The following is a 25790-nucleotide window of genomic DNA, read 5'->3' on the forward strand; positions in this document are numbered from 1 at the left end:
CGCCCCCGGCACCCGGCGTGAACTCCGGGTTGCGCCGGGATGAGTTCCCGGTCACGCGGAGGGGGTGCGGCGGGGATCGCGCTGTTACGATCGCTCATGTTTCCGACTGACAGTCGAAAACCAGGAGGGGTCATGACCGCAAGCCCGACGATCGCCGAGCCCCTGCTCGGCGGGTCGCTGGAACCCGGATGGGCCGACGAGGTGCGCGCTCTGGCCCGCCGCCGCGACGCCGTGTTGCTGGCGCACAACTACCAGCTGCCCGAGATCCAGGACGTCGCCGACCACACCGGCGACTCCCTCGCGCTCTCGCGCATCGCGGCCGAGTCCGACGCGTCGACCATCGTGTTCTGCGGCGTGCACTTCATGGCCGAGACCGCGAAGATCCTCAGCCCGGACAAGACGGTGCTGATCCCCGACGCCGCCGCCGGCTGCTCGCTCGCCGACTCGATCACCGTCGACCAGCTGCGGGACTGGAAGGCCGAGCACCCGGGCGCGGTGGTCGTCTCCTACGTCAACACGACGGCCGCGGTGAAGTCCGAGACCGACATCTGCTGCACCTCGTCCAACGCGGTCGAGGTGGTGGCCTCGATCCCGGCCGAGAAGGAGGTGCTGTTCCTGCCCGACCAGTTCCTCGGCGCGCACGTCCGCCGCGTGCTGGGGAGGGAGAACATGCACGTCTGGGCGGGGGAGTGCCACGTGCACGCCGGCATCAACGGCGCGACCCTGACCGCGAAGGCGCAGGCCAACCCGGACGCCGAGCTCTTCGTCCACCCGGAGTGCGGCTGCGCGACCTCCGCGCTCTACCTCGCCGGGACCGGCGCGGTCCCCGCGGACCGGGTCAAGATCCTCTCGACGGGCGGGATGCTCGACGCCGCCCGCAGCTCGAAGGCGAAGTCGGTGCTCGTGGCCACCGAGGTCGGCATGCTGCACCAGCTGCGCCGGGCCGCGCCCGAGATCGACTTCCGCGCGGTCAACGACCGGGCGTCCTGCCGGTACATGAAGATGATCACCCCGGAGAAGCTGCTGCGCGCGCTGCGCGAGGGCCGCGACGAGGTGCACGTCGACCCCGAGCTCGCCGCCCGCGGCCGCGCCGCGGTGCAGCGGATGATCGAGATCGGGCAGCCGGGGGGCGGCGAGTGAACGCCGGGTGGGAGGCGGCGGCCGACCTCGTCGTCGTCGGGTCCGGGGTCGCCGGGCTCACCGCGGCCCTCGACGCCGCCGAGCTCGGCCTCCGCGTCGTCGTCGTGACGAAGGACGCCGTCGACGCAGGCTCCACCCGCTACGCGCAGGGCGGCATCGCCGTGGTGCTGGGGGACGTGCCGGGCGACACCGTCGAGGCGCACGTCGCCGACACCCTCACCGCCGGGGCGGGCCTGTCGGACGCCGCCGCCGTCACCGAGATCCTCTACGACGGCCCGGCCGCCGTCGCCCGGCTCCGAGCGCGGGGCGCGGTGTTCGACTCCGACGCAGACGGCCGCCTCGCCCGCACCCGCGAGGGCGGGCACTCGGCGTTCCGCGTGGTGCCGGCGGGCGGTGACGCCACCGGCGCCGAGGTGGAACGGGCCCTGCTGGCCGCCACGACCGACCGGCGGCTCCCGCTGCTTCCCGGGCACGTCGCCGTCGACGCGCTGCGCGACGAGCGCGGCGCGGTGGCGGGGCTCGCGGTGCTCGACGACGCCGGCCGGCCGGGGGTGCTGCGCACGCCCGCCGTGCTGTTGGCGAGCGGTGGCTACGGCCAGCTCTACCTGAGCACGACGAACCCGGCCACGGCCACCGGCGACGGCCTGGCGCTCGCGCTGCGGGCGGGCGCCGCCGTGGCCGACGTGGAGTTCGTGCAGTTCCACCCCACCGTCCTCTACACCGGGCCTGCGGTGGGCAGGCGACCGCTGGTCACCGAGGCCGTGCGCGGCGAGGGCGGGTTGCTGCTCGACCGCGCGGGCCGGCGGTTCATGACCGGCGTGCACCCGCTCGCCGAGCTCGCGCCGCGCGACGTCGTCGCGAAGGCCATCAGCCACACGCTCGCCGCCACCGGCGCCGACTGCGTGCACCTCGACGCGACGGCCATCCCGGACTTCGCGCGGCGGTTCCCGACCGTCCACGCGGCCTGCCGCGCGGCGGGGATCGATCCGGGGCGCGAGCCCATCCCGGTCACGCCTGCCGCGCACTACGCGTGCGGCGGCGTGGTCACCGACCTGCACGGCCGCACGTCCGTCCCGGGGCTCTACGCCGCAGGCGAGGTGGCCCGCACCGGCCTGCACGGCGCCAACCGGCTCGCGTCCAACTCGCTGCTGGAGGGGCTCGTCATCGGGGCGCGGGCGGCGCGGGCGGTGGCCGCCGACCGGAACACGCCACGTCCCGTGGCGGGCAACTGCCTCGTGCCGTGGCCCGCGGTGCCGTTGGCGCCCCGCGAGCTCGTGCAGCGGGCGATGTCGGCGGCGGCCGGCATCGGCCGCGACGCAGCCGGGATCGCCGCGGCGTCCGACCGGATCGAGGCCGCGACCGCCCTCGGCGTCCCCGCCGGCCGGGCAGGCGTGGAGGACGCCGCGCTCACCCTGCTCGCCCAGGCCGTGCTCGCCGCGGCCGGCACCCGCACCGAGAGCCGCGGCTGCCACGTGCGCACCGACTTCCCCGAGCGCGACGACCGGTGGCAACGTGCGAGCCTCGAACTCACCCTGGACCCGACCGGCCGGCCGGTCGTACGAACTGGAACGGCGGTGGCGGCATGACCGGGACGGCTGGTGTCGATGCGCGCTCCGCAAGCTCCGCGCTGGTCGGCCCCGACCTCGCCGATCTGCGGCGCGTCGTCGCGACCGCGCTGGAGGAGGACCTGCGCTACGGCCCGGACGCCACGACCGCGGCCACCGTGCCCTCCGACGCCGTGGCCGTCGCGGCCTTCGCCGCGCGCGAGCCCGGCGTGCTGGCCGGCCTGCCCGCGGTGCGCGCGGTGCTCGACGAGGTCGTCGGCGAGTACGAGGTGCTGGACACCCGCGCCGACGGCGACCGGCTCGCAGCAGGCGACTCGGCCCTGACCGTCCGGGCCCCGGTGCGGGGGCTGCTCACCGCCGAGCGCACTGCGCTCAACCTGCTCTGCCACCTCTCCGGCGTCGCGACGGCGACGGCGGCCTGGGTGGACGCCGTGGCCGGCACCGGCGCGCGCATCCGCGACACCCGCAAGACCCTGCCCGGGCTGAGGCTGCTGGAGAAGTACGCGGTGCGCTGCGGCGGGGGCGTGAACCACCGGCTCGGCCTCGGCGACGCCGTCCTGATCAAGGACAACCACGTGGCGGCCGCCGGTTCGGTCGGCGCGGCGCTGGAGGCGGCCCGGGCCGCGGCGCCCGACCTCCCGTACGAGGTGGAGGTGGACACCCTCGACCAGCTCGACGAGGTGCTCGCGCTCGGGGCCGAGCTGGTGCTGCTCGACAACTTCGACGTCGAGCGCACCCGCGAGGCGGTCCGCCGCCGCGGTGACCGCCCGACGAAGCTGGAGTCGTCGGGTGGCCTGGCGCTGGAGAACGCACGCGCCTACGCCGAGACCGGGGTGGACTACCTGTCGATCGGGGCGCTCACCCACTCCGTGCGCGCCCTCGACCTGGGCCTGGACCTCCGTCCCTAGCGCAGGCGCAGGACACTGCCGTTGAGCAGGCGGGCCTCCTCCGACACGACCCACGCGATCACGTCGGCCACCTCGTCGGGGGTGGCCACGTGGGTGAGCTCGGTGCTTGCGGCGACGCCCGCGCGCACCTCGTCGTTGACCCATCCGGTGTCGGTGACCGGCGGGTGGACCATGTTGGCGGTGACGCCGTACGGGGCGAGCTCCACGGACGCCGACATCGTGTAGTTCTCCTGAGCCGCCTTGGCCGCGCCGTAGGACACCTCGTCGGGGAAGCCGTGCTGCCCGCCGGACGTGAGCCCGACGATGCGGCCCCACGTGCCGCCGCGGGCGCGGTGGCGGCGCGCGAACTCCGCGATCAGGAGCGCGGGCGCCATCGCGTCCACGGCGAACTGCTGCCGGAACGTCTCCGCGGTGACCGGCTGCATCGGGCGCCCGAACCGGTCGACATCCGCGGACCTGAAGGTGTCCTGCAACCAGCCGCTCGCGTTGTTGACCAGGATGTCGACCGGCCCGAGCCGCTCCTCGGCGGCGTCGAACAGCCGGGCCGGGCTGCCCGGGTCGCGCAGGTCGGCCTCCACCGCGCACGCCGTGCCGCCGGCCCGCTCGATCTCCGCGACGACGTCGGCGGCGTCCCCGCGGCGCAGGCGGTTGTACTCGGCGGGCTGGCCCTCGTCGTCGCCCGGACGGAAGTAGGCCACGAGCACCGCCGCACCCCGGCGGCCGAGTGCCACGGCGGTGGCGGCGCCGATGCCCTGGTTGGCGCCGGTGACGATGGCGACGTGGGGGGAGCTGCTGATCGTCATGCCGGCACCCTGACGCACACCCGGATTGCAGCAAAGCCACTTTCCCGCTCGTGCCGTCTTCCCTCACTAGCGGGGCTTGACATGACGGAATCCCTCAACGGATAGTGGCTGTGTGAGTGAGAGCGTCAGCCTGACCGAGCTGGACCGCCGGCTCGTCGCCGCGCTGCAGCTGAACGGCCGCGCGTCCTGGACCCAGGTCGCCCGGGCGCTCGGCGCGCCGGAGTCGACGGTGGCGCGGCGCGGGCAGCAGCTGATCGACTCCGGGCTCGTCGGCGTCACCGGCGTGCTGGACCACCTGCGGTGCGGTCTCGGGATTTCGCTCATGGTCCGGATGCGCTGCCGGCCCGGTGCCGCCAACTCCGTGGCGGGGGCGTTGGCCGACCTGCCCGAGGCCCGCTTCGTCACGGTCGTCACCGGCAGCGCCGACGTGGCCGCGGAGGTGGTGGTCCGCGACCACCACGACGTCACCCGCGTGCTGGTCGACGACCTGCCGTGTCCCGACGACATCACCGAGACCGAGTCGATGGTGGTCGTCCGCAAGTTCTCCGCGGTTGAGGAGTGGGACACCGGCCTGCTCACCCCGGAGGCCGTGGCGCTCCTGCGCCCCGACGGCGCGCGCACCGGGCACCGCGAGTGGAGCGAGCCGGAGCGGCTCACCGAGCAGGAGTTCGCGATCGCCCGCCTGCTCGCCGCCGACGGCCGCGCGAGCTACGCGCAGCTCGCGGCCGCATGCGGCGTCAGCGAGTCGACGGCGGCGCGGCGGGTGGAGTCGCTGGTGCGCCGCGGCTGCCTGCGGTTCCGCACGCTGTTCGAGACGCGGCTGATCGGCCTCGGGGTCGAGTTCATGCAGTGGCTGTCGGTGGAGCCCGGCGAGCTGGAGAACGTGGGCGCGCAGCTGGCCAAGCACCCGTCCACGCAGTACGTCAGCGCCACCACCGGCCGGTTCAACCTCTGCCTGCACGGCCTGCTGCCCGGCTACGGCGATCTCTACCAGTACCTGACCGACGTCGTCGGCGCGCTCCCTGGCGTGCGCGCGGCCGACATGACGCTGCAGGCCCGCACCCTCAAGCGGGCCTACGTGCGGATCAACCCCGACGGCACGAGGGAGCGCATCGCATGACCGAACCGTGGCAGTGGGACGAGCCCACCTGGCGGGGCCACGTGCACCGGGTGCGAGCCGGGCAGCGGCTCGTGCCGGCGAGCTGGCCGGGAGGGGCGCGCGTGGCCGTCGCGCTCTCGTTCGACTCCGACCACGAGACGATCCCGCTCCGCGACGCCGAGACCCGGCCCGGCAAGCTCGCGCAGGGCGAGTACGGCGCCCGGGTGGCGGCCCCCAAGATCCTCGCGCTGCTGGCGGAGTACGGCGTGCGCGCCAGCTTCTTCATGCCCGCGGTGTCGGCACTGCTGCACCCCGACGAGGTGGAGTCCTACGCGGCGGGCGGGCACGAGGTGGCCGTCCACGGCTGGATCCACGAGCGCAACATGCTGCTCGAACGCGCCGACGAGCTCGACCTCACCGGCCGCGCGCTGGACGTCCTGGAGAAGCTCTCCGGCACCCGCCCGGTCGGCATCCGCACCCCGAGCTGGGACTTCTCCGACAACACGCTCGCGATCATCGAGCAGCTGGGGCTGCGCTACGACTCGTCCCTGATGGCCGACGACGAGCCCTACGAGCTGCTCGCCGACGGCCGCCGCACCGGCATCGTCGAGATCCCGGTCGAGTGGATCCGCGACGACGCCCCGTACCTGATGATGGAGCGCTACGGCGCGCTGCGCCCCTACACCCCGCCCCGCGCGCTCCTCGAGATCTGGCGCGACGAGTTCGACGCCGCCCGCGCCGAGGGCGGCCTGTTCCAGCTCACCCTGCACCCGCACGTCATCGGCCACCGGTCCCGCCTGGTCGTGCTGCGGGAGCTGATCGCCCACATCGCGGGCCACACCGACGTCTGGTTCGCCACCCACGCCGAGATCGCGGCGCTCGCCGCCGACCTGCTCGACCAGGAGAACCGACCATGACCGAAGCCGCCATCGGCACCCGCCTCACCCCGGTCCAGCGCAAGGCGATCGTCGCCGGCTCGATCGGCAACACCGTCGAGTGGGTGGACTGGGCCGTCTACGCCACCCTCGCGCCGGTCTTCGCCGGTCAGTTCTTCGCGCCGGGCGACGAGACGGCCGCGCTGCTGTCGACCCTCGCCGTGTTCGCCGTCGGGTTCGTCATGCGCCCGATCGGCGGCGCCGTGCTCGGTGCGTACGCCGACCGGCACGGCCGCAAGAAGGGGCTGATGCTCACGATCAGCCTGATGGCCGGGGCGGCGTTCGTCATCGCGATCACCCCGACCTACGCCGCGATCGGCATCGCCGCGCCGCTGATCCTGCTGCTCGCCCGGCTCGTGCAGGGCTTCTCCGCGGGAGGCGAGTTCGGCTCGTCCTCGTCGTTCCTCGTGGAGTCGGCCGCGCCGCGGCGGCGGGCGTTCGCCGGCTCGTGGCAGCAGGTGTCGGTCGGGGCGGGCGCGCTCATCGCGTCGTTCATGGGCTTCGTGCTCACCTCGACGCTCAGCGAGCAGGCGATGCAGTCCTGGGGCTGGCGCGTCGCGTTCGGCATCGGCGGCCTGCTCGGGCTGGTCGGGCTGTGGCTGCGGGTGAGCGTCCAGGAGACCGAGAGCTTCCAGCGGGCCAGCGGCGAGGGCCGTACGCAGGGGCGGCACCCGATCGTCGGCATGCTCACCGAGCACCCGGTCGCCGCGCTGCGCGTCGTCGGCATCACGATCGCGGGCACGCTGACCTACTACGTGTGGATCAGCTACATGCCCGGCTACGCGAGCAAGGCCATCGGCATCCCGCTCCAGCAGGCGCTGCTCGCCAACACCATCGCGATCGCGTACTTCCTGTGCCTGCTGCCGTTCGTGGCCCTGCTGTCGGACCGCTACGGGCGCAAGCCCACCCTGCTCGCGTTCGCGATCGGGTTCGTCCTGCTGTCCTGGCCGTTGTTCCAGCTGCTCTTCGTCGGCGGGTTCTTGGCGCTGCTGGTCGTGGAGCTGATCGGCGTCACCCTGATCGCCGGCTACTCGGCCAACTGCGCGGTGGTGATGGCCGAGCAGTTCCCCGCCGAGGTGCGCAGCACGGGCATCGGGCTGCCGTACGCGCTCGCCGTCGCGATCTTCGGCGGCACCGCCCCGTACATCACCACGTGGATGAGCGCGAACGGGCTGGGCGGCTACGTCTGGCTGTACGTGGCGGTCGCCGCGCTGGTCGGCGTGGCCGTCTACGCGACGATGCCCGAGACGAAGGGGACCGAGCTCACGTGAGGCACGTGCTGGTCACCGGCGCAGCGGGCGGCATCGGGCTGGCCGTCGCGGAGGCGTTCGCCGCGCTTGGTGACACGGTCACCGGTGTCGACGCCCGTGGTCCGGAGCTGGACGCGGCGATGGCCCGGCTCGGTGCGCACGCGCTCGTCGCCGACCTCGCCGACCCGGGCTGCGCGGAGCTAGTCGACCGGGCGGCCGCGCTGGCCGGGCCGGTCGACGTCCTGGTGAACGCCGCGGGCATCTACCCGGCCACGCCGCTCGCCGACATGACGGCCGCCGCGTGGGATCGCGTGCAGCACGTCAACGTCCGGGCGCCGGTGCTGCTCACCGTCGCGGTCGCGGCGGCCGGGCGGCCCGCCGCCGTCGTCAACATCAGCTCCGGCGCGGCCACCCGCGCGCGTCCGGGTGCGGCGCACTACTGCACCTCGAAGGCCGCGCTGGAGATGGCCACGAAGGCCTGCGCCGTGGAGCTCGCCGACCGGGGCGTGCGCGTGAACGCGGTGGCGCCGGGCTTCGTCGAGGTGGACAGCCCGGTCAACCCGGTCACGCCGGAGTACGCGGCCGCCGTGGCGGTCAACCCGCTCGGGCGGCCCGGGCGGGCGGGCGAGATCGCCGCGGCCGTCGTCTGGCTCGCGGGTGCCGAGGCCGCGTTCGTCACCGGCGCGGTGCTGCGCGTCGACGGCGGCGCGACGGCGGGCACCACCGCGCTGCCGATCCACCACCCGACCACCACCCTCCTGCAGGAAGGATCGACGTGAGCTACGTGATCGTCGGGGCCGGCGCCATCGGCGGCACCCTCGGCCACCACCTCGCCCGGGCCGGGCACGAGGTCACCGTCGTGGACGCCGACGCCGAGCACGTCCGGGCGATCCGCGAGCGCGGGATCGTCGTGCGGCGCGGCGACGAGCGCACCGCCGCGCCGGTCGCGGCCGCGCTCACCCCGGACGAGCCGGGGCCGGAACGCGTCGGACGCGTGCTGCTCGCCGTGAAGGCGCAGGCCACCGGCCGCGCGCTCGACTGGATCGCGCCGCGCCTCGCGCCCGACGGTTTCGTCGTCTCGCTGCAGAACGGGCTCAACGAGCAGGCGATCGCCGCCCTGGTCGGGCCGGAGCGCACCGTGGGCGCCTTCGTCAACCTGTTCGCCGACGTCGTTGCGCCGGGGGAGATCCGCGACGGCGGGCTGGGCGCGCTGGTCGTCGGCGAGCTGGACGGGAGCGACTCGGCCCGGGTGCGTGAGGTCGTCGCCGACCTGCAGGCGTGGGGCCCGGCCAAGGCCACCGGGAACGTCGCCGGGTACCTGTGGTCGAAGCTCGGGTTCGGCGCGATGCTCGTGGCCACCGCGCTCGCCGACGCGCCGATGGCCGAGCTGATCGACCGGCACCGCGGCGTCATGCACGCCCTCGCCGGCGAGGTCTACGCGGTGGCCGCGGCGGAGGGGATCGCCCTGGAGCCCTTCGACGCGTTCGACCCCGCCCCGTACGCCGGCGACGACGGCACGGCGAAGGACACCGCAACGGACGCCCTCGTCGCATGGCTCCGGACCCAGGCCAAGGACCGCAGCGGGATCTGGCGCGACATCGCGGTGCGCCACCGGCCCACCGAGGTGCCCACGCATTACCGCCCGGTGCTGGACCGGGCGGCGCAGCTCGGGATCGCCGTTCCCGGACTGGAGCGCCTGGTGGCGCAGATCGCCGAGCTGGAGGCAGGCGCTGCGATGTCCGAGCAGCGCATCGCCGAGCTCGCGGGAGCCCGGCGATGACCGTGCCCGCCCCGTCGGCACTGGACGCGGTGGACGTCCCCGCGCTGCACCGGCTGCTCGCCGCGCGGCGCGCCGAGATGGTGGCCGACCTCGTCGAGTACGCCGAGCGCGAGACCCCGAGCGACGACCCGCTGCTCCTGACCAAGGGCCTCGCCCACCTGGAGGCGTGGCTGGCCGACCGCCTCGGCCCGCCGGTCGAGCGCACCCAGTACGAGGCCGTCGCCCACGGGGACGTCGTGGTGCTGGAGTACGAAGGGGTGGGCGACGGGCTCACGCTGCTCGCGCACTACGACACCGTGTGGAGCGCAGGCACGCTCGACTCCTGGCCGGTGCGGGTCGAGGGGGACCGCGTCACGGGGCCCGGCGTGTTCGACATGAAGGCGGGGCTCGTGCAGGCGGTCTGGGCGATCCGGGCCCTGCGGGCGGCCGGGACACCGCACCCGCCGCTGCGCCTCGTGCTCACCGGTGACGAGGAGATCGGCAGCCCGTTCTCCCGGCCGCTCATCGAGGCCGCCTGCGCCGACGCCGCGGCCGTGCTGGTGTTCGAGGCGAGCGCAGGCGGTGGCGCGGTGAAGACCGCGCGCAAGGGCGTCGGCCTGTTCGACGTGCACGTCCGCGGGGTCGAGTCGCACGCCGGGCTCGACCCGACCGCGGGGGCGAGCGCGATCGACGAGATCGCCCGCGCCGTCCGCACCCTGCACGCGGCGACCGACCTCGCCGAGGGCACCACGGTCAACGTCGGCCTGCTGCGAGGAGGCACCCGGTCCAACGTGGTGGCGGGCTCCGCGGAGGCGTCGATCGACGTGCGCGTGCCGTCGCTCGCCGCGCAGGACCGGATCGACGCGCTGCTCGCCGGCCTGCACGCCCACGACCCGCGCGCCGCGATCACCGTGAGCGGCGGCTGGAACCGGCCGGTCATGGAGCGAACCGCGCCGATCGCGGCGATGTACGCGCTCGCACGCGCGTCGGCGGCGCAGCTCGGCGTGGACCTGCCCGAGACGGCGGTGGGCGGGGCCAGTGACGGCAACTTCGCCGCCGCCATCGGCCTCCCGGTGCTCGACGGCCTCGGGGCCGTGGGCGGCGGGGCGCACGCGAGGCACGAGCACGTCAGCGTCGAGGGGATGGTGGAGCGGGCGGCCGTTGCGGCGGGGGTGATCGCGGCGTTCGCCGGGTGACGGCCGTCCACGGCGGTCACCGAGCCGGGAGCCCTCCCGATCTCCGTGGTGATAATCGCCCTCGACGAGGGGGGTTCCGTGGGGTTCGTGGAGAGATCGCAGGCGGAGCGTCGCGACCGGCGGAGGGACGCCCCACCGCCGCGACGCCCGGTCGTCGACGTCACCGCCGGGGTGGCGATCGCGATCGTGCTGGTGTTCGTGGCGCCCGCGGCGCTCCGGCTGGTCACACCGGGGGTCGTTCTGGTGCCCGGGTCCGCCGCTCCCGCCGCCGGCACCGTCGACCCCACACCGCAGCTCGGCCCGGAGTACCCGCCGCTGCCGGCCGACTCGCGCTACCCCAGCCGCGTCCTCCCGCCGGTCCGGACGGCGGCCACGGGTGACCACGCCTACATCGGGACGCGGCCGGACGGATCACCGATCGCCTTCGACCCGTGCCGGCCCGTGCACTTCGTCATCAACCAGGACGAGGTGCCGGACGCGGGCGGGCAGCTGGTGCGCGCGGCGATGGCGGAGATCAGCGCCGCCACCGGCCTCGCCTTCGTCGACGACGGGGCCACGTCGGAGCGGATCTCGGAGGACCGGGAACCGGTCCAGCCGGTGCGGTACGGCGAGCGGTGGGCGCCGGTGCTCGTCGACTGGGTGGACGACGCGGAGATCACCGCACCCGGTGAGGAGCTCTTCGGGGTGACGTTCCCGCACGTGATCGCCCCGACGGGAACGGCGTCGGCGCGCTACGTCACCGGTTCGGTCGGGCTGAACCGCGCCTGGTTCGCACACGCCCTCGGCGACCCGGCCGAGGCGGCGGTGGCCCGGGGTGTCCTGCTGCACGAGCTGGGCCACCTGGTCGGCCTGGACCACGTCAAGGACCCGGCCCAGGTCATGCACGCCACGTCGGACACGGTGGGCCTCGCCGACGGCGACCGCGCGGGCCTGGCTGCGGTGGGGGCGGGGGCCTGCCACGCCGACACGTGACGCTCCGCACTCTTGATCGGTGGCGCGGGACGGATCTCCTGCAAACAGCGCTGCGGCGCCCAGGCGCGGGTTCCGCGGCGGATTAGGCTGGGCCACATGCTTCGCCGACTCGACCTGCGTGGTGCCCCACTGCCCCGGACCGCTGCCCTGCGCGCGCTGCTGCCGCGGGCGGAGCAGGACGTGGACGCGGCGCTGCACCAGGTGCGGCCGATCGTCGACGCGGTGCGCGAGCGCGGTGTCGAGGCGGCGCTCGAGTTCGCCGAGCGGTTCGAGCGGGTGCGCCCGAGCGGTGTGCGCGTACCGACGCAGACGTGCCACGGCGCGCTGGCCGCGCTCGACCCGGCCGTGCGCGCCGCGCTGGAGACCTCGATCGAGCGCGCCCGGCGCGTGCACGCCGACCAGCGGCGCACCGACATCGTCACCCGGGTCGCGCCGGGCGGCACCGTCACCGAACGGTTCCTGCCGGTGCAGCGGGTTGGCCTCTACGCCCCGGGCGGGCTCGCCGTCTACCCGTCCAGCGTGGTCATGAACGTGGTACCCGCCCAGGCCGCGGGGGTCGGGTCGATCGTGCTGGCCTCGCCGCCGCAGGCCGAGCACGGTGGCCTGCCGCACCCCACGGTGCTGGGGGCGGCCGCACTGCTGGGTGTCGAGGAGGTGTGGGCGGTCGGCGGCGCGCAGGCCGTCGCGCTGCTGGCCTACGGCGGCACCGACACCGACGGCGCCGAGCTCGACCCGGTCGACATGGTCACCGGGCCGGGCAACATCTACGTCACGGCCGCCAAGCGCCTGCTGCGCGGGTTGATCGGGATCGACGCCGAGGCCGGCACCACCGAGATCGCGGTGCTCGCCGACGACACCGCCGACCCGGTGCACGTCGCGGCCGACCTGATCAGCCAGGCCGAGCACGACCCGGCGGCCGCGTCGGTGCTGGTCACCTCGTCGCAGGAGCTCGTCGAGGCGGTCGACCGCGAGCTGGAGCAGCGGGTGGCGGCCACCAAGCACGGCGAGCGGATCCGCACCGCGCTCACCGGCCCGCAGTCGGGCGTGGTGCTCGTCGAGGACCTCGACGCCGGGCTCACCGTCGTGGACGCATACGCCGCCGAGCACCTGGAGATCCAGACCCGCGACGCCCGCGACGTCGCGCTGCGGGTCCGGAACGCGGGCGCGATCTTCGTCGGGCCGTACGCCCCGGTGTCGCTCGGCGACTACTGCGCGGGCTCCAACCACGTGCTCCCCACCGGCGGGTGCGCCCGGCACTCGGCGGGCCTGTCGGTGCAGACGTTCCTGAAGGGCGTGCACGTGGTCGAGTACACCGAGGACGCCCTGCGGGCCGTTGCCGACGACGTCGTCACGCTCGCGGGGGCCGAGGACCTGCCCGCGCACGGGGAAGCGGTCACCGCGAGGTTCGCCCGATGACAGCCGTCCACGACATCCTCGGGGCCGACGTCACCCTCGACGACCTGCCGCTGCGCGAGGACCTGCGCGGCCGCAGCCCATACGGCGCCCCCCAGCTGGACGTGCCGGTGCGGCTCAACACCAACGAGAACCCGTACCCGCCGCCGCCGGAGCTGGTCGCCGACGTCACGAAGGCCGTGCACGCGGCGGCGGTGGACCTGCACCGCTACCCGGACCGGAACGCGGTGGGGCTGCGCACCGACCTCGCCGAGTACCTCGCCGCATCCACGGGCGTTCCCCTGAGCTGCGCGAACGTCTGGGCCGCCAACGGGTCCAACGAGGTGCTGCAGCAGATCATGCAGGCGTTCGGCGGGCCGGGGCGGGTGGCCGTCGGGTTCGAGCCGTCGTACTCGATGCACCCGATCATCGCCTCCGGCACGCGCACCGAGTGGCTGGCCGCTCCGCGGCGTCCGGACTTCTCCCTCGACGTCCGCGAGGCCGCGTCGGTGCTGCGCGAGCGCGCCCCCGACCTCGCGTTCCTGACGAGCCCCAACAACCCCACCGGGCAGAGCATCGACCCCGACGACCTGGCCGTGCTGGTCGACGCCGCGCCCGGGATGGTGGTGGTCGACGAGGCCTACGCCGAGTTCTCGGGCTGCCCCAGCGCGATCAGCCTGCTCGGCAGCCACGGGCACAAGCTCGTCGTGTGCCGCACGATGAGCAAGGCGTTCGCGTTCGCGGGCGGCCGCCTCGGCTACCTCGCCGCGGCGCCCGCCGTGGTCGACGCCCTCCAGCTGGTGCGGCTGCCCTACCACCTGTCCGCGCTCACCCAGGCCGCCGCACGCGCGTCGCTGCGCCACGCCGATGCCACCCTCGGTTCGGTGGCGCTGCTGCGGGCCGAACGCGAGCGCGTGGTCCCCGCGCTCGCCGCCGCCGGCTACGACGTGGTGCCCAGCGACGCCAACTTCGTGCTGTTCGGGCGGTTCGCCGAGGCCTCGCGCGCGTGGCGGGCCTTCCTCGACCGGGGGGTGCTGATCCGCGACGTCGGTATCCCGGAGCACCTGCGGGTCACGATCGGTACCCCGGAGGAGAACGACGAGTTCCTGCAGGTCGCTGCGGATGTCGTGAGTCAGGAGATCAAGCGATGACCCGGATCGGCCGCGTGGAGCGGATCACCAAGGAGTCGAAGGTGCTCGTCGAGATCGACCTCGACGGCAGCGGCACCACCGAGATCGCGACGGGGGTGCCGTTCTACGACCACATGCTCGACTCGTTCGGCAAGCACGGCGCCTTCGACCTCACGGTCCGCGCCTCCGGGGACGTCCACATCGACGTCCACCACACCGTCGAGGACGTCGCGATCGTGCTCGGGCAGGCGATCCGGCAGGCGCTGGGCGACAAGAAGGGCATCCGCCGCTTCGGCGACGCCTGGATCCCGATGGACGAGGCGCTCGCCCAGGCCGTCGTCGACGTCTCGGGCCGCCCCTACACGGTGCACACCGGCGAGCCGGACGTCATGCAGGGCTTCGTCGTCGGCGGGCACTACCCGACCGTGCTCAACCGGCACGTGTTCGAGTCGCTCGCCTTCCACGGCCACCTCGCCCTGCACGTCCGCGTGCTGGACGGGCGCGACCCGCACCACGTCACCGAGGCGGAGTACAAGGCGATCGCCCGGGCGCTGCGCGCCGCCGTCGAGCCGGACGCCCGGATCACGGGGATCGCATCGACCAAGGGCACGCTCTGACGCTGCCGGGCGACAACCACGTCCACACCGAGTGGTCGTGGGACGCCGCCGAGGGTGACATGGCGGCCACCTGCGTGCGGGCCGCTCGGCTGCGGCTGCCGTCGGTGGCGTTCACCGAGCACGCGGACCTGACGCCGTGGGTGGTGCGGCCGGGTGACGCGCTGCCGGACGTGCTGAACCGCTGGTTGCGGGCGGACGGCAAGGTGGCTCCGCCCGCACTGGACGTGGAGGGCTACCTCGCCTGCGTGCAGCGCTGCCGGGAGCGGTTCCCGGGGCTGCGGGTGCTGTCGGGCGTTGAGCTGTCGGAGCCGCACTGGCACCCGGAGGGGACGGCCGCGCTGCTCGCGGGCGGGCGGTTCGACCGCGTGCTGGGGTCGGTCCACTCGGTCGGCGGACCGGGCACACCGCGCCTGGTCGACCACGCCATGGGCGACGGGGCCGCCGGCGACGTCCTGCGCGACTACCTGGCGGAGGCGCGGCGGATGGTCGCCTCGGACGCCCCGTTCGAGGTGCTCGCCCACATCGACTACCCGGTGCGGCACTGGCCGTCGGGCGGTCGGCCCTTCCGGCCCGCCGAGTTCGAGGACGAGTTCCGCGAGGTGCTCACCGTGCTCGCCGGGAGCGACCGGGCCCTGGAGATCAACACGAGGGTTCCGCTCGCTCCCGAGCTGGTGCGGTGGTGGGGCGATGCCGGCGGCGATGCGGTCTCCTTCGGCAGCGACGCGCACCGGCCGCGGGACCTGGCGAACCGGTTCGCGGACGCGGCGCAGGTGGCGCTGGACTCCGGCTTCCGGCCGGGACGGGACCCGGGGGAGCTGTGGTCGCGTCCCTGACCCGGGTGGGGCACGACGTACCCTTGGGGGCGTGTCGAGGATCGTCGTGCTGGACTACGGATCGGGCAACCTGCGTTCCGCGGAACGCGCGCTGCAGCGCGTGGGCGCCGATGTCACGGTCACGGCGGACCCGCATGCCGCGCTGGAGGCCGACGGCCTCGTCGTGCCCGGGGTGGGCGCCTTCGCCGCCTGCATGACCGGCCTGGCCGCCGTCGACGGGCCGCGCATCATCGAGCGCCGCCTCGCAGGCGGGCGCCCGGTGCTGGGCATCTGCGTCGGCATGCAGGTGCTGTTCGACCTCGGCGTCGAGTGGGGCGAGCGCACGACCGGGTGCGGGCAGTGGCCCGGCACCGTAGAGCGGCTCAAGGCCGACGTGCTGCCGCACATGGGCTGGAACACCGTGCGCGCGCCGGCCGGTTCCACCCTGTTCGCCGGCCTCGACGACGACACCCGCTTCTACTTCGTGCACTCCTTCGGGGTGCGGCAGTGGGAGCTGGAGGAGTCGCACGCCATCAAGCCGCCGCTGGTCACGTGGGCCCACCACGGCGAGGACTTCGTCGCCGCCGTCGAGAACGGCCCGCTCGCGGCCACCCAGTTCCACCCGGAGAAGTCCGGCGACGCCGGCGCCACCGTGCTGCGGAACTGGCTGCGGGACGTGGTGGGCTAGCCGCCCGGCGCGCGTCGCGTGCCGATCGGCGGGCCTGTGCGCCGGACCCGGATGCGCCGCTGCGGCACGTGCTGCGGTGGGCTCACCTGTTCGGCCGTTGCGCGCAGGCCCCCGGAGCAGCGGCGGAACCGCCCGTGCACGCTCGGTAGGCTCGTCACGTGAGTTTCACGCTCCTTCCCGCCGTCGACGTCGCCGACGGTCAAGCCGTGCGGCTGGTCCAGGGCGAGGCCGGCACCGAGACCGGCTACGGCGCCCCCCGTGAGGCGGCGCTGCAGTGGCAGCGCGACGGTGCCGAGTGGATCCATCTCGTCGACCTCGACGCCGCCTTCGGTCGCGGCTCCAACGCGGAGCTGCTGGCCGACGTCGTCGGCGAGCTGGACGTGGCGGTGGAGCTGTCCGGTGGCATCCGCGACGACGCCTCGCTGGAGCGCGCCCTGTCCACCGGCTGCGCCCGCGTGAACCTGGGCACGGCCGCGCTGGAGGACCCGGAGTGGTGTGCCCGGGCGATCGCGCGGCACGGCGAGCGGATCGCCGTCGGCCTGGACGTGCGCATCGTCGACGGCGAGCACCGGCTCGCGGCCCGCGGCTGGACCCGCGACGGCGGCGACCTCTGGGAGGTCCTCGAGCGGCTCGACCGCGACGGCTGCGCCCGCTACGTCGTCACCGACGTCGGCAAGGACGGCACCCTGCGCGGCCCCAACCTGGACCTGCTGCAGTCCGTCGCCGGGGCGACGAAGGCCCCGGTGGTCGCCTCCGGCGGCATCGCGGAGGTGGCCGACCTGGTGGCGCTCGCCGAGCTGGCGGCGTCCGGGGTGGGCATCGAGGGGTCGATCGTCGGCAAGGCGCTCTACGCGGGCCGGTTCACCCTCCCCGAGGCCCTGGCCGCCGTGCGGGCCGTGCAGCCGGCTGGACGGGCGGCGGGTTGATGGGGGTCGCCGTTCGCGTCATCCCCTGCCTGGACGTCGACGCCGGGCGGGTGGTGAAGGGCGTCAACTTCACCGACCTGCGCGACGCGGGCGACCCGGTGGAGATGGCCCGCGTCTACGACGCCGAGGGTGCGGACGAGCTGACCTTCCTCGACGTCACGGCGTCGTCGGGGGAGCGCGCCACGATGCTGGACGTCGTGCGGCGCACCGCGGAGCAGGTGTTCATCCCGCTCACGGTCGGCGGCGGGATCCGCACCACCGACGACGTCGACACGCTGTTGCGAGCCGGTGCGGACAAGGTCGGCATCAACACCGCGGCCATCCTGCGCCCCGAGCTGCTGCACGAGGCGAGCCGCCGGTTCGGCGCGCAGTGCATCGTGCTGTCGGTCGACGCGCGGAAGGTCCCCGAGGGTGGCGCGCCGACGCCGTCGGGCTGGGAGGTCACCACCCACGGCGGGCGCCGCGGCACCGGGATCGACGCCGTCGAGTGGGCCGCGCGCGGCCAGGAGCTTGGCGTGGGTGAGATCCTGCTCAACTCGATGGACGCCGACGGCACCCGGGCCGGGTTCGACCTCGAGATGATCAAGGCGGTGCGGGCGGTCGTGGACGTCCCGGTGATCGCCAGCGGGGGCGCGGGCGCGGTTGAGCACTTCCCGCCCGCCATCAGCGCGGGCGCCGACGCGGTGCTCGCCGCCAGCGTCTTCCACTTCGGGCAGCTGCGGATCAAGGACGTCAAGGACGGCCTGCGTGCCGCGCACGTGGAGGTTCGATGACCAGGGTCGCCGACTCGGCCCTCGATCCCGGGATCGCGGCCCGGCTCAAGCGCACCCCGGACGGGCTGGTCTGCGCGGTGGTGCAGGAGCGCGGCACCGGTGACGTGCTGATGGTCGCGTGGATGGACGACGAGGCGCTGCACCGCACGCTCACCACGGGCCGCGCGACGTACTGGTCGCGCTCCCGGGAGGAGTACTGGGTGAAGGGCGAGACCTCCGGGCACGTCCAGCACGTGCACGAGGTGCGCCTCGACTGCGACGGCGACGCCGTCCTCGTCATGGTCGAGCAGACCGGGCCCGCGTGCCACACGGGCACCCACACCTGCTTCGAGGCCGACGTCCTAATGTCGGATATGTGACAGAGGAGCTCTTCGCCACCGACGCCTACCTCCGCTCCTTCGAGGCCGCGATCACCGAGGTCGACCGGGACGGCGGGCGCGTGGCGCTCGCGCGCACCGCGTTCTACCCGGGCGGCGGCGGCCAGCCGCACGATCTCGGGACGCTCGACTGGGGTGGCGGGCCGGTCACCGTCACGAAGGTGAAGCGGGAGGCGGGCCGCATCTGGCACTGGGTGGACTCACCCGAGCTGCCGGGGGCAGGCACCGGGCTCGCCGGTGAGATCGACTGGTCGCGCCGGCACCTGCTGATGCGCACCCACACCGCGCTGCACGTGCTGTGCGGGGTGGTGTGGTCGGAGTTCGCGATCCCGGTCACCGGCGGCAACATGGAGCCCGGGTCGGGGCGGCTGGACTTCCCCCTCGAGTCGATCTCCGCCGAGCTGGGCAAGCGCCTCGAGACGCGGATCAACGAGGAGCTGGCGGCGGCGAGATCGGTGGTGGTCGAGTTCCTCGGTCGCGACGCCGCCGACGCCGACCCGGCGCTGATCCGCACCGCGGCCAACCTCATCCCGCGTGAGATCGACCCGCTGCGCGTGATCGACATCGTCGGGCTGGACAAGCAGGCCGACGGCGGTACCCACGTCGCGAGCACCGCCGAGGTGGGCGCGGTGAAGGTGACCGGCACCGAGTCGAAGGGCAAGGGCAACAAGCGGGTGCGCATCCAGGTGGTCGACGCGGCCGGATGACCGCGATCCCCTTCACGCACTCCGGCTCTCCCCGGCGCCGACGAGGGCGAGCATCCCGGCCACCGCGAGGGCGAACCCGCCGAGCAGGCCGGTGAGCTGGGCCCCGCCTGCGGCGGCGTCCGAGCCGCCGCCGAGCGCCGTGGTCGTCATCCCGACCGTCACCGTGTAGAGGCCCCACGCGAACATCGCGGCGCTGCCCGTCCAGGCCGCCGCGACCGCCGCCCAGCGGGATACCGGGCGGGTGCGCACCAGCGCGGCCACCCCGGCGGCACCGGCGATCGCGAGCGCGGCGTTCACGGCCTCGACGCCGAGGGCCACCGCCGACCCGGCGGTGAGCCCGACCACCAGGTGCAGGAGCGCGCTCGCCCCGGCCATGACGCAGCCACCGGCGGTCACGACCCGCAGGAACGGCACCAGGCCCGGCGCGGGTGGCTCCACCGCGGTGACGAGCCCGGACCACCGGCGGGCGGCGTGCGCCCCGAACGCGACGCACAGGAACACGCCCTGCCAGGCGAACCCGCCGTAGACGAGCGGCTGCAGCCACGGCTCGAAGGCGACGGAGCGCGCGCCGCCGGTGAGCGTCTCCACCGTGATGGCCGGCATGATCGAGATGGCCATCGGGACGAGGAAGCCGGTGCCCACCCACATCGGCAGCAGCACCAGCCACACGGGGAGCCGGTCGCCCCACCGGTGCGTCAGTGCGAGTGCGAGCACGATCACGACGAGGTCCATCGCGAACGTGACGGCGTTGCCGACCACGATCGCAGGCTCGGCGAGGAGGGCCGGGTCGGTCATCCCGGCCGTGCCCCCGCTGAGCCAGGTGAGCTTCAGCGTCAGGTACGGCAGGGTGCCCGCGGCGGCGAGCCAGCCGAGGACCCGCACGCCTGCTGGCGTCGACGCCCGCGGCGGGGCGGTGGTCGAGGAAGTCATGCCGACCACGATGTCGACGCCCGCGGCCCTCCGAATCCCGCGTCTGGACGAGATCGCTCCCCCTCGCGGGGGAGGGGCGCCGGCGGCCCCTCTGCGACGATCGTCCGGTGTTCCGGCGTCTCATCGCCCCGCTCACCGACGGGCTGACCTACCGCCGGTACGTGCACCTGCTCCTGGGTGCGGTGATCCTGCTGCCGTACGTGGCGCTCGTCGCGCTGATCGTCGCGACGGTGACGAACGGCGGCCTCGACGTGCTCGGGGCGGTCCTGATCGTGGTGCCGGCCGTTGGCATCGCCGTCGGGGTCACCCTCGTCCCGGGCGTGCGCGCCCTGGCGATCACCGCGGCCCGCACGCTCCTCGGCGCCGACGTCCCCGAGCCGGACGCAGCCACCGTCGACTCGTGGCCGGGCCGCCGCCGCGCCGCCGTGTGGCTGCTGCTCAACGCCGCGGCGGGCGGGCTGGCCGCGCTGGTCACGCTCGTCGTCGTCCCCACGACGATCGGCTTCCTCGTCGCACCGTGGACGGTCCTCGAACCGTTCCCGACGGGCGGGGGCGCGTGGTGGCTGCCACCGGTGGGCGCGTTGCTGCCGGTCCTGCTGCTGCACGCCGCGTCGACCGGAGGTGCCGCACTGGCGCGGCTCGCGCCACGGGTGCTCGGGCCGACCCGCACCGAGCGGATGGCGGCCGAGCTCGCCGCGGCGCACGCCGCGGAGCGTGCGCTGGCCGAGCGCAACCGCCTCGCCCGGGAGCTGCACGACTCGGTCGGACATGCCCTCACGATCACCACCCTGCAGGCGGGTGCCGCCGCCAGGGTGCTGGACACCGACCCGGCGTTCGTCGCCTCGGCGCTCGATGCCATCGCCGAGGCGGGCCGCGCGGCGCTCGCCGACCTCGACCACGTGCTCGGCCTGTTGCGCGACGAGGGCGGTGGGGACCGGGCGCCCCAGCCGGACCTCGGTGATCTCGACGCGCTGGTGGACGGCGCCCGGTCGGCCGGGGTGCCGGTCGAGCTGTGCCGCGAAGGCCTGACCGGGGTCGTTCCGCGCGCGGTGTCGCAGGAGGCCTACCGGATCGTGCAGGAGGGGCTGACCAACGCCCTGCGTCACGCCGGGCCGGTGCCGGTCGACGTCCGCGTCACGGTCACGGCGGACGCGGTGGAGCTGGAGCTCACCAACCCGCTGGTCGCAGGCGCGGCCCGGCACGGCGGCGGCCGCGGGATCGCGGGGATGCGCGAGCGGGTGAGCGTGCTGCGTGGTGAGCTCTCCGCAGGCCCCGACGGCGGGCGCTGGCGCGTCGCCGCCCGACTCCCGGTGGGACCCGAGAAGATTCCGCAATGATCCGCGTGCTGCTGGTCGACGACGAGGAACTGGTGCGGGCCGGGCTCAGGGCGATCCTCGACGCCGAGCGGGACATCGAGGTGCTCGGCGAGGGGTCCGACGGCGCGGACGTCCCGGGGCTCGTGCGCAGGCTCGAGCCGGACGTCGTCCTGATGGACGTGCGGATGCCCCGGGTCGACGGGATCACGGCCACGCGGCACCTCGTGTCGTCGTGGGGACCGGACGGCCCCCGGGTGCTGATGCTCACGACGTTCGGCAACGACGGCTACGTCTACGACGCGTTGCAGGCGGGCGCCACCGGGTTCCTGCTGAAGCGGGCGCGGCCCGCGGAGATCGTGCAGGCGGTGCGGACGGTGGCCGAAGGGGAGTCGCTGCTGTTCCCGGCGGCGGTGCGCGACCTCGTCGCCACCCGGGGCCGGTGCGGCGGCGACGCGCTGCGCGGCGCCGGGCTCACCGAGCGGGAGGGCGAGGTGTTGCGGCTCATGGCGCGCGGCCTGTCCAACGCCGAGATCGCCCGGGAGCTGCTGGTCGGTGTCGAGACGGTGAAGACGCACGTCGGCAACGTGCTCGCGAAGGTCGGTGCCCGCGACCGGACCCAGGCGGTCGTGGCGGCGTACGAGTCCGGCTTCATCGACCCCCGGCGCCCCGTCTGAGGGCACCCTTCCCCCGCCCGCGGTGATCAGGTTAGCCTCACCTCATGAGTGCGTTGGCGGCCACGGTCGATCGGTTGCGCGGGTTGCGGCCGGAGTACCCGGACGCCTATGCGCCGCGCATCGGCGTGCCGGCCGAGGCGGGCTGGACGTCGCTCGCGGAGGCCGTGCCGCACGTCGTCGGGTGGTGCGCGCAGGCGCGGGAACAGGACAACCCGGCGGGGCTGGCATCCGTAGCGGCCACCACGGTGGGCGGTGCGATCGTGCACGCCGTGCTGGGCCGGGTGACGGCCGCGCTGGTGCTCGAGCACCGCGCCTGGGACGTGCGGGCCGGGCACCTGTCCGTGCACGCCGACGCCGGGCTGCTCGCCGTGCGCGACGCGACGCTCCTCGTGCTGCCCGGCGACCCGGCGGCGGGCCAGCCGGACGCCGAGGTGCTGCCCGACCTGACCGCCTTGCTCCACCGCGTGGCCGCCGACGCCGTGGCCACCCTGCGTCCGCTGCTCGACGCCGTGCGCGCCGCCACCCGCTACGGCCTCGTGCCGCTGTGGAACAGCGCTGCCGACGCCGTGCGGAGCGCCGCGCACTACGCGCCGCTCTACGCGGGGGCCGACCGGGAGGGGGCGGAACGTGTCGGAGCCGCCCTCGTCGAGGCGCTCACCGCCCAGGGGGCGCGGCTGCGGGACCGCGGCGGTCGGGAACGCCTCGAGTGGGGCACCGAGACCTACACGGTGCCGGTGCGGGCGGCCTGCTGCCTGTACTACAAGACGGAGCCTGCGGTGGAACGGCCCTCCGACGCGTACTGCATGACCTGCCCGTTCCTGTGTTCGCCGGATCGCAAGGAGCGCTTCGGGGCCTTCGTCGACGGGCTCACGGCAGCGGCCCGGTGAGGTAGCGCTGCAGGTTCGGCGCCACCGCGGCGATGATCGTCTCGTGGTCGGCCGACGCGAGCGGCTCCACCTTCAGCACGTAGCGGACGAACGCGAGCCCGAACATCTGCGTGCCGCACAGGGTGGCGCGCAGCTCGGGCCGGTCGGGGGCGACGGCAGCCAGCACCTTGACCACCAGCACGCGGGTGATGAACTCGCGGAGCAGGCCGGCGGCCGCGTCGTGGCTGGCGATGCTCTGGATCAGGGTGGAGAGCTGGGCGGCGCCGGTCGCGTCCCAGGTCTGCAGGAACCTGCTGAGGATCCTCTCGGCGAGGTGCTCCGGGTCTCCCGGCAGCACCTCGTTGAGGGCAGTAGCCGGGTCGACCGGCAGGTCCAGGGCCGCGACGAACAGCGGCTCCTTGCCGCCGAACCAGTGGTTGACCATCGCCGGGTCCACGCCCGCGCGTTCGGCGATCGCCCGCACCGTGGCGCCGTCGTAGCCGCGCTCGGCGAACACGGCGCGCGCGGCGTCGAGCAGCGCGGCGCGCGTGTCGCCGCCACCGGGGCGGCGTCCGCGCCTGCGGGGCGCGCTGGTCTCGTCGGGTGCGGCCCCGGCCCAATCCTTCACAGCCCCATTTTCTCGTTCCCGAACTGAGAATCTCCTGCAGGTTCCACGACGCCGACGGGAACACGCTGGTCGTGGTCGAGATAATGGACCCATGACCGCTTTCGCACCGCACGGTGCCCTTGGAGCGGTCACCCCCAGCCGCGAGGAGTTCCGCGCGCTGGCCGTCGGGCACCGGGTGATCCCGGTGACCCGGCGGCTGCTCGCCGACGACGAGACCCCGCTCGGGGTCTACCGCAAGCTGGCCGGTGACCGGCCCGGCACGTTCCTGTTCGAGTCGGCGGAGAACGGGCGGTCGTGGTCGCGGTGGTCGTTCGTGGGCGCCCGCAGCCGGGCCACGCTCACCGCGGTCGACGGCGAGCTGGTGTGGACCGGCGAGGTCCCGGTCGGCCTGCCCACCTCGGGCAACCCGATCGCCGCGCTGCGCACGGTGGTCGAGGAGCTCCGCAGCGAGCGGCTGCCCGGGTTGCCCCCGCTCACGGGGGGGATGGTCGGGTACCTCGGCTACGACGTGGTCCGGCGGCTGGAGCGGCTGCCCGAGCTGGCGGTGGACGACCTGCGCATCCCCGAGCTGGTGATGCTGCTGGCCACCGACCTGGCCGCGGTCGACCACCACGAGGGCACGGTCACCCTGATCGCCAACGCGATCAACTGGGACGCCACCGACGAGCGGGTGGACGAGGCGTACGACGACGCCGTGGCGCGCCTCGACCGGATGACCGCCGACCTGGCCGCGCCCGCCCCGTCCACGGTGGCGGTGTTCCAGGCCGTGGAACCGCGGTTCACCCGCCGCCGCACGGCCCCAGAGCACCACGCGGCGGTTGAGGAGGCCAAGGAGCAGATCCGCGCGGGCGAGGCGTTCCAGGTGGTGCTGTCGCAGCGGTTCGAGGCCGAGTGCCGGGCCGACCCGCTCGACGTCTACCGCGTGCTGCGGGCCACCAACCCCAGCCCGTACATGTACCTGCTGCGGCTGGAGTCGGCAGGCGGCGAACGCTTCGAGATCGTGGGATCCAGCCCGGAAGCCCTGGTCACCGTGCGGGACGGCACGGCGACGACCCACCCGATCGCCGGTACCCGCTGGCGCGGTGCCGACGAGGAGGAGGACATCCTCCTGGAGAAGGAGCTGCGCAGCGACGAGAAGGAGCGCGCCGAGCACGTCATGCTCGTCGACCTCGGGCGCAACGACCTCGGCCGGGTCTGCGAGCCCGGCACGGTGAAGGTGCACAGCTTCTTCTCGGTGGAGCGCTACAGCCACGTCATGCACCTGGTGTCGACGGTCACCGGCCGGCTGCGCGCCGACCGCAACGCGTTCGACGCGGTCACGGCCTGCTTCCCGGCCGGCACGCTCTCGGGGGCGCCGAAGCCGCGGGCGATGGAGATCATCGAGGAGCTGGAGCCGACGCGGCGCGGGCTCTACGGCGGGATCGTGGGCTACCTCGACTTCGCGGGCGATGCCGACACGGCGATCGCGATCCGCACCGCACTGGTGCGCGACGGGGTGGCCTACGTGCAGGCGGGCGGCGGCATCGTGGCCGACTCCGACCCGGCCGCCGAGGACGCGGAGAGCCTGAACAAGGCGCGTGCGGTGCTGTCGGCTGTGGCGACCGCGGCGACGCTGACGAAGCCGGGGAGCGAGGTGCCCGCGGAGGCAGGCCCTCCGCCGGAGCCGGTCGCTGCGCACGGGTCGGGTTCGGCGCCGTCCACCACCCCGCGGTGACCGACCGCCCGAGTCCTCGGGCGCTGGGCACGGCGTGTGCCGGTCTGGTGCTGTCCGCGGTGCTGCTCTGGGCCGGCTCGGCCACGGTCTGGTACCGGGTGCTGCGGCCCGGGGCGGCGCCGGTGGAGCTGACCGGCGCCTCGGTGGCGCCGTGGCTGGGCGGCACGGCGCTGCTGGCGCTCGCCGGGGTGGCGGGCGTGGTGGCCACCGGCGGCGTGCTGCGCAGGCTGGTCGGTGCGCTGCTCGGGCTGACCGGGGCCGGGGTGCTGGTGCTCGGCGTGCGGGCGCTGCTCACCGACCCGAACGCGACCGACGCCACGGGTGCGCCGTTGCTGGCCGTCGCCGGGGCGCTCGTGCTGCTCGCCGTGGGGATCGCAGTGCTCGTGCGGGAGCGGCGGCTGCCTCGGCTCGGCGCGCGGTATGCGGCGCCGGGGGAGCGACGGGTGGAGCGTGACCCGGATCGGGCCGCGTGGGAGGAGCTCGACGAGGGGCGCGACCCCACGGTCGACCCCGCCGAGGCGCCGCCGGGCGACGCGGGGGACGATCCTGGCGACGGGCCGCGAAGTGCGCCTGGCTAGCATGATTCGCGCCCGGCCCTATCCGGAGAGGGGGA

27 protein-coding genes are annotated in these 25790 nt (G+C 74.6%); 24 read left to right on the plus strand and 3 right to left on the minus strand.

From position 1 onward, the window contains the following. Positions 1-132 precede the first annotated feature (132 nt). The 3 genes from nadA to nadC are packed head-to-tail and all read left to right on the plus strand — an operon-like array spanning position 133 to position 3613. The gene (gene nadA, locus FB388_RS10070) at positions 133-1140 is read left to right on the plus strand and encodes a quinolinate synthase NadA (protein ID WP_142099697.1); all 1008 of its coding nucleotides are present in this window, start codon (positions 133-135) and stop codon (positions 1138-1140) included. Then, on the plus strand, positions 1137-2726 hold the full coding sequence (locus FB388_RS10075; RefSeq protein WP_142099699.1) for an L-aspartate oxidase: 1590 nt from the start codon (positions 1137-1139) through the stop codon (positions 2724-2726). The genes nadA and FB388_RS10075 overlap by 4 nt, the downstream gene beginning before the upstream one ends. Continuing rightward, complete coding sequence (gene nadC, locus FB388_RS10080) at positions 2723-3613, plus strand: carboxylating nicotinate-nucleotide diphosphorylase (RefSeq protein WP_142099701.1); 891 nt, start codon at positions 2723-2725, stop codon at positions 3611-3613. The genes FB388_RS10075 and nadC overlap by 4 nt, the downstream gene beginning before the upstream one ends. Here nadC and FB388_RS10085 read toward each other — a convergent pair. Beyond that, positions 3610-4416, minus strand: coding sequence for an SDR family NAD(P)-dependent oxidoreductase (locus FB388_RS10085; protein ID WP_142099703.1), 807 nt, complete (start codon positions 4414-4416; stop codon positions 3610-3612). The two genes, nadC and FB388_RS10085, sit on opposite strands and share 4 nt — an antisense overlap. A 112-nt stretch (positions 4417-4528) precedes the next feature. Between FB388_RS10085 and FB388_RS10090 the strand changes: the two genes are divergently transcribed. From FB388_RS10090 to FB388_RS10160, 16 genes are all read left to right on the plus strand, one after another. Continuing rightward, complete coding sequence (locus FB388_RS10090; RefSeq protein ID WP_142099705.1) at positions 4529-5536, plus strand: Lrp/AsnC family transcriptional regulator; 1008 nt, start codon at positions 4529-4531, stop codon at positions 5534-5536. After that, a complete protein-coding gene (locus FB388_RS10095) occupies positions 5533-6432 on the plus strand; it encodes a polysaccharide deacetylase family protein (RefSeq protein WP_142099707.1) in 900 nt (299 codons plus the stop codon). Before FB388_RS10090 ends, FB388_RS10095 begins: the two co-directional genes overlap by 4 nt. After that, entirely contained in the window at positions 6429-7721 is a 1293-nt protein-coding gene (locus FB388_RS10100; protein ID WP_142099709.1) for an MFS transporter, read from the plus strand. Before FB388_RS10095 ends, FB388_RS10100 begins: the two co-directional genes overlap by 4 nt. Next, positions 7718-8479: an SDR family NAD(P)-dependent oxidoreductase gene (locus tag FB388_RS10105; RefSeq protein WP_142099711.1), complete on the plus strand. Its 762-nt coding sequence runs from the start codon at positions 7718-7720 to the stop codon at positions 8477-8479. The genes FB388_RS10100 and FB388_RS10105 overlap by 4 nt, the downstream gene beginning before the upstream one ends. Further along, the gene (locus FB388_RS39860; protein WP_211361842.1) at positions 8476-9480 is read left to right on the plus strand and encodes a ketopantoate reductase family protein; all 1005 of its coding nucleotides are present in this window, start codon (positions 8476-8478) and stop codon (positions 9478-9480) included. The genes FB388_RS10105 and FB388_RS39860 overlap by 4 nt, the downstream gene beginning before the upstream one ends. Beyond that, positions 9477-10655: a M20 family metallopeptidase gene (locus FB388_RS39865; protein WP_246121794.1), complete on the plus strand. Its 1179-nt coding sequence runs from the start codon at positions 9477-9479 to the stop codon at positions 10653-10655. The genes FB388_RS39860 and FB388_RS39865 overlap by 4 nt, the downstream gene beginning before the upstream one ends. Before the next feature lie 87 nt (positions 10656-10742). Then, a complete protein-coding gene (locus tag FB388_RS10115) occupies positions 10743-11627 on the plus strand; it encodes a matrixin family metalloprotease (RefSeq protein ID WP_142099713.1) in 885 nt (294 codons plus the stop codon). 96 nt (positions 11628-11723) lie between these two features. Beyond that, complete coding sequence (hisD, locus tag FB388_RS10120; RefSeq protein WP_142099715.1) at positions 11724-13043, plus strand: histidinol dehydrogenase; 1320 nt, start codon at positions 11724-11726, stop codon at positions 13041-13043. Further along, positions 13040-14170, plus strand: coding sequence for a histidinol-phosphate transaminase (locus FB388_RS10125; protein WP_142099717.1), 1131 nt, complete (start codon positions 13040-13042; stop codon positions 14168-14170). The genes hisD and FB388_RS10125 overlap by 4 nt, the downstream gene beginning before the upstream one ends. Next, positions 14167-14766: an imidazoleglycerol-phosphate dehydratase HisB gene (hisB, locus tag FB388_RS10130; RefSeq protein ID WP_142099719.1), complete on the plus strand. Its 600-nt coding sequence runs from the start codon at positions 14167-14169 to the stop codon at positions 14764-14766. Before FB388_RS10125 ends, hisB begins: the two co-directional genes overlap by 4 nt. A 2-nt stretch (positions 14767-14768) precedes the next feature. Continuing rightward, positions 14769-15599 carry a PHP domain-containing protein gene (locus tag FB388_RS10135; RefSeq protein ID WP_281290410.1) on the plus strand — a complete coding sequence of 277 codons (831 nt, stop codon included), beginning with the start codon at positions 14769-14771 and terminating at the stop codon, positions 15597-15599. A gap of 31 nt (positions 15600-15630) precedes the next feature. Next, positions 15631-16266 carry an imidazole glycerol phosphate synthase subunit HisH gene (gene hisH / locus FB388_RS10140; protein WP_142099723.1) on the plus strand — a complete coding sequence of 212 codons (636 nt, stop codon included), beginning with the start codon at positions 15631-15633 and terminating at the stop codon, positions 16264-16266. A 158-nt stretch (positions 16267-16424) separates the two neighbouring features. Next, a complete protein-coding gene (priA, locus tag FB388_RS10145; RefSeq protein WP_142099725.1) occupies positions 16425-17192 on the plus strand; it encodes a bifunctional 1-(5-phosphoribosyl)-5-((5-phosphoribosylamino)methylideneamino)imidazole-4-carboxamide isomerase/phosphoribosylanthranilate isomerase PriA in 768 nt (255 codons plus the stop codon). After that, positions 17192-17965, plus strand: a complete 774-nt coding sequence (gene hisF, locus FB388_RS10150) for an imidazole glycerol phosphate synthase subunit HisF (RefSeq protein WP_142099727.1) — start codon at positions 17192-17194, stop codon at positions 17963-17965. The genes priA and hisF overlap by 1 nt, the downstream gene beginning before the upstream one ends. Continuing rightward, a complete protein-coding gene (gene hisI / locus FB388_RS10155) occupies positions 17962-18324 on the plus strand; it encodes a phosphoribosyl-AMP cyclohydrolase (protein ID WP_142099729.1) in 363 nt (120 codons plus the stop codon). Before hisF ends, hisI begins: the two co-directional genes overlap by 4 nt. Continuing rightward, the gene (locus tag FB388_RS10160; protein ID WP_142099731.1) at positions 18321-19049 is read left to right on the plus strand and encodes an alanyl-tRNA editing protein; all 729 of its coding nucleotides are present in this window, start codon (positions 18321-18323) and stop codon (positions 19047-19049) included. Before hisI ends, FB388_RS10160 begins: the two co-directional genes overlap by 4 nt. 12 nt (positions 19050-19061) lie before the next feature. Here the strand turns inward: FB388_RS10160 and FB388_RS10165 are convergent, their stop codons facing one another. After that, positions 19062-19979: a hypothetical protein gene (locus tag FB388_RS10165; protein ID WP_142099733.1), complete on the minus strand. Its 918-nt coding sequence runs from the start codon at positions 19977-19979 to the stop codon at positions 19062-19064. A 107-nt stretch (positions 19980-20086) separates the two neighbouring features. Here FB388_RS10165 and FB388_RS10170 point away from each other — a divergent pair, with 107 nt between their 5' ends. From FB388_RS10170 to FB388_RS10180, 3 genes are read left to right on the plus strand one after another with little or no spacing between them, the layout of a single operon-like run. Further along, the gene (locus FB388_RS10170; RefSeq protein WP_246121796.1) at positions 20087-21316 is read left to right on the plus strand and encodes a sensor histidine kinase; all 1230 of its coding nucleotides are present in this window, start codon (positions 20087-20089) and stop codon (positions 21314-21316) included. Further along, positions 21313-21969 carry a response regulator transcription factor gene (locus tag FB388_RS10175; protein ID WP_142099735.1) on the plus strand — a complete coding sequence of 219 codons (657 nt, stop codon included), beginning with the start codon at positions 21313-21315 and terminating at the stop codon, positions 21967-21969. The genes FB388_RS10170 and FB388_RS10175 overlap by 4 nt, the downstream gene beginning before the upstream one ends. 44 nt (positions 21970-22013) lie before the next feature. After that, positions 22014-22856, plus strand: coding sequence for a hypothetical protein (locus FB388_RS10180; RefSeq protein WP_142099737.1), 843 nt, complete (start codon positions 22014-22016; stop codon positions 22854-22856). Here FB388_RS10180 and FB388_RS10185 read toward each other — a convergent pair. Then, on the minus strand, positions 22837-23463 hold the full coding sequence (locus tag FB388_RS10185) for a TetR/AcrR family transcriptional regulator (protein ID WP_246121797.1): 627 nt from the start codon (positions 23461-23463) through the stop codon (positions 22837-22839). The two genes, FB388_RS10180 and FB388_RS10185, sit on opposite strands and share 20 nt — an antisense overlap. A gap of 91 nt (positions 23464-23554) precedes the next feature. Here FB388_RS10185 and FB388_RS10190 point away from each other — a divergent pair, with 91 nt between their 5' ends. Both FB388_RS10190 and FB388_RS10195 read left to right on the plus strand, forming a co-directional pair. Continuing rightward, positions 23555-25177, plus strand: a complete 1623-nt coding sequence (locus tag FB388_RS10190; RefSeq protein WP_142099741.1) for an anthranilate synthase component I — start codon at positions 23555-23557, stop codon at positions 25175-25177. Next, positions 25174-25755 (plus strand): Trp biosynthesis-associated membrane protein, encoded by a 582-nt coding sequence (locus FB388_RS10195; RefSeq protein WP_142099743.1) that lies wholly within the window; start codon positions 25174-25176, stop codon positions 25753-25755. The genes FB388_RS10190 and FB388_RS10195 overlap by 4 nt, the downstream gene beginning before the upstream one ends. Positions 25756-25790 lie beyond the last annotated feature (35 nt).

It is taken from the genome of Pseudonocardia cypriaca, from assembly GCF_006717045.1.
Taxonomy (GTDB): domain Bacteria; phylum Actinomycetota; class Actinomycetes; order Mycobacteriales; family Pseudonocardiaceae; genus Pseudonocardia; species Pseudonocardia cypriaca.

Bases quoted from the DNA above. Each gene is read 5' to 3' on its own strand.
- hisD (WP_142099715.1), top strand. From the start codon at position 11,724: ATGCTTCGCCGACTCGACCTGCGTGGTGCCCCACTGCCCCGGACCGCT.
- FB388_RS10180 (WP_142099737.1), top strand. From the start codon at position 22,014: ATGAGTGCGTTGGCGGCCACGGTCGATCGGTTGCGCGGGTTGCGGCCG.
- FB388_RS10100 (WP_142099709.1), top strand. From the start codon at position 6,429: ATGACCGAAGCCGCCATCGGCACCCGCCTCACCCCGGTCCAGCGCAAG.
- hisB (WP_142099719.1), top strand. From the start codon at position 14,167: ATGACCCGGATCGGCCGCGTGGAGCGGATCACCAAGGAGTCGAAGGTG.
- FB388_RS10085 (WP_142099703.1), bottom strand. From the start codon at position 4,416: ATGACGATCAGCAGCTCCCCCCACGTCGCCATCGTCACCGGCGCCAAC.
- FB388_RS10165 (WP_142099733.1), bottom strand. From the start codon at position 19,979: ATGACTTCCTCGACCACCGCCCCGCCGCGGGCGTCGACGCCAGCAGGC.
- nadC (WP_142099701.1), top strand. From the start codon at position 2,723: ATGACCGGGACGGCTGGTGTCGATGCGCGCTCCGCAAGCTCCGCGCTG.
- FB388_RS10095 (WP_142099707.1), top strand. From the start codon at position 5,533: ATGACCGAACCGTGGCAGTGGGACGAGCCCACCTGGCGGGGCCACGTG.
- nadA (WP_142099697.1), top strand. From the start codon at position 133: ATGACCGCAAGCCCGACGATCGCCGAGCCCCTGCTCGGCGGGTCGCTG.
- FB388_RS39865 (WP_246121794.1), top strand. From the start codon at position 9,477: ATGACCGTGCCCGCCCCGTCGGCACTGGACGCGGTGGACGTCCCCGCG.
- hisF (WP_142099727.1), top strand. From the start codon at position 17,192: ATGGGGGTCGCCGTTCGCGTCATCCCCTGCCTGGACGTCGACGCCGGG.
- FB388_RS10190 (WP_142099741.1), top strand. From the start codon at position 23,555: ATGACCGCTTTCGCACCGCACGGTGCCCTTGGAGCGGTCACCCCCAGC.
- FB388_RS10125 (WP_142099717.1), top strand. From the start codon at position 13,040: ATGACAGCCGTCCACGACATCCTCGGGGCCGACGTCACCCTCGACGAC.
- hisI (WP_142099729.1), top strand. From the start codon at position 17,962: ATGACCAGGGTCGCCGACTCGGCCCTCGATCCCGGGATCGCGGCCCGG.
- FB388_RS10175 (WP_142099735.1), top strand. From the start codon at position 21,313: ATGATCCGCGTGCTGCTGGTCGACGACGAGGAACTGGTGCGGGCCGGG.